This window comes from Vicinamibacterales bacterium (assembly GCA_036504215.1).
Lineage (GTDB): Bacteria > Acidobacteriota > Vicinamibacteria > Vicinamibacterales > Fen-181 > FEN-299.
Genome location: DASXVO010000011.1, coordinates 1 through 2,235 on the forward strand (window position 1 = coordinate 1; position 2,235 = coordinate 2,235).

A 2,235-nucleotide genomic window follows, 5' to 3' on the forward strand; every position below is an offset into this window, starting at 1 on the left:
GGCGGCGTGGTGATCTGGCCGTGGGGGTATGGGGGCTCGGACCCGTCCTCTCCCCCCGCGGCCTGTCATCGGACGGAAGGCCGTCGCCGGGAGGCTTCGCCCGGACAGCGCGGCGCGGCGCGAGATCCGGGGATCGGCCGCCGCGGCCCGGTCCGTCGCACTGGGCTCCGGTTCGGAAGCCCTCACCAAGTCGCCCATCGCGCCGGCCCGGTCCACGTCGGTCTTCGAGTCGGCGGCGCGGACCATTCACGTGTCCGTTCGAGCGGCGAACACCGGGCACCCCGGCAGCGGTCAGAGCAGCACTTCAGCACTGTCCACAGGCGGGCACTCAGTGGCTTCCCATCATCCCGCAGCCGCCTGCGCTCGGACAGTTGGCGCATGCGCCTTCAGCCGGCATGCGAGGGGTCGACGACGATCCAGTCCCTGCCACGGCAAACACCGACAACTGCTTCTCCAGTTGGTCGCTCGAGCACTTCGGGCACGCAGGCGACACGCCAGCGCGGGTGAGGTGTTCGAACAGATGGCCGCACGCCGCGCACTTGTATTCGAAAAGAGGCATTCGTCTTCTCCCGTGGGATTCTGCGATTGTAGAAAACCCTTGGCATCGCGCCAAACCGCGTGGTATTCCTGCGACGCCCGGTCCCTTTCCCTCGCCCGGGCGGAGGCCTCATGATCGCACGAATCCATCGATCGCACCTTGGCTGGCTGCTGGCCAGCGTGCTGCTGCTGACAGGGCTCGTCTACGCGCAGGACCGGCGGCAGGCGCCGGCGCCGGATCCGCAGAGCGAAGAACACCTGATGGCGGTGATGCACGGCATCTCCAGCCACACGCTGTTCGACTACGTCAAGGAGATGGCCGACCCGAAGTACAAGGGCCGGCTGACCGGCACGCCCGCGTACGACGCGTCCGCAAAATGGGCGGCCGATCTCCTCGCGTCGTGGACGATCAAGCCGGCCGGCGACAAGGGCACCTTCTACCAGAAGTTCCCGAACCCCTACACGCTGGTCCTGCCGGGCGCGTCGCTCGTGCTCGACATCCCGATGGCGAACAAGGACGTCATCCATCGTCCCTACGTGTTCGAGACCGAGTACTACCCGGGCTCCACGTCGGACTCGGGAACCATCACCGCCGAAGTGGTCTACGTCGGCTACGGGGCCACGGCGCCTGAACTCGGCTACGACGACTATGCGGGCGTGGACGTCAAGGGCAAGCTCGTGATGATGGAGCCCGAGGTGCCGGTCGCGCCCGACAACGCCGATCTGTTCAAGAAGTGGCGCCCGTACTCGTTTCACGACTACAAGGCGCAGAACGCCGCCAAGCACGGCGCGGCCGGGCTCGTCTACAACTACTTCATCGTCAATCCCAACTGCGCCTTCATCAAGGGCTTCGGGTTCTCGTCCGTCAGCAGGATCGTCGTGGACGATGTGTTCGCGGGCACGGGGAAGAACCACGACGAGGTGGTGAAGGCCATCCGATCGACGCTCAAGCCCGCCTCGTTTGCGACCGGCAAGGTGATGACGATGAAGAACGTCACCGAGCACCACCCGGAAGGCATCGGATCGAACGTGGTGGGCTACATCGAGGGCAGCGATCCGGTCCTCAAGCAGGAGGTCATCGTCATCGGTGCGCATCTCGACCACCTCGGCCTCAACCCCGAGTTGATGCCGGGCGCGCACGACAATGCGTCGGGGGTCGCGGTGACGCTCGCCGCGGCCGAGGCGCTGGCGACATCGCGGATTCCACTCAAGCGGTCGATCGTCTTCGTGCTGTTCGGCGCCGAGGAGCAAGGGGTGAGGGGAAGCGAGTTCTACGTCGCGCACCCGTTCATGCCGAACGAGAAGACAATTGCGATGCTGAACCTCGAGAGCGTCGGCCGCGGCGAGAGGATCAGCGCCGGATCGGGGAAGAACTTCCCGCAGCTCTGGGACGTGATCGATCGGAACAACAGGAAGTACGTGCACCAGGTGGTCACGCCAACCGCAAACGCGAACCTGGCGAGGCCGCGCCAGGATGCGGCGCATTTCCTGTGGGCCCACGTCCCGACGATCTCGTTCGGCGCGGGCGGAGCCAAACCGCTGCCCTACCCGACCTATCACACGACCAAGGACGCGCCGGACCTGATCACGCCGGAGATCATGGAGGACCTGGCGCGGCTGGTGTTCCTGTCAACGGTCGAGTTGGCGAACAGGTCCGGGCAGTAGGCGGAGAGGCGGGCTGATCTGAGTGGGACAGGC

Annotated in this window: 2 protein-coding genes; one reads left to right on the forward strand and one right to left on the reverse strand. The window is 66.0% G+C overall.

Features of this window, described 5'->3' with window-relative positions; all coding sequences use genetic code 11:
- Positions 1 to 328: 328 nt before the first annotated feature.
- Entirely contained in the window at positions 329 to 559 is a 231-nt protein-coding gene (locus tag VGK32_02620) for a zinc ribbon domain-containing protein (protein HEY3380630.1), read from the reverse strand.
- Between the two features lie 110 nt (positions 560 to 669).
- Here VGK32_02620 and VGK32_02625 point away from each other — a divergent pair, with 110 nt between their 5' ends.
- The gene (locus tag VGK32_02625; protein ID HEY3380631.1) at positions 670 to 2,202 is read left to right on the forward strand and encodes a M28 family peptidase; all 1,533 of its coding nucleotides are present in this window, start codon (positions 670 to 672) and stop codon (positions 2,200 to 2,202) included.
- Positions 2,203 to 2,235: the final 33 nt, after the last annotated feature.

Excerpts from the sequence above, each read along its gene's own strand:
- VGK32_02625 (HEY3380631.1), top strand. The coding sequence starts at position 670 with ATGATCGCACGAATCCATCGATCGCACCTTGGCTGGCTGCTGGCCAGC.
- VGK32_02620 (HEY3380630.1), bottom strand. The coding sequence starts at position 559 with ATGCCTCTTTTCGAATACAAGTGCGCGGCGTGCGGCCATCTGTTCGAA.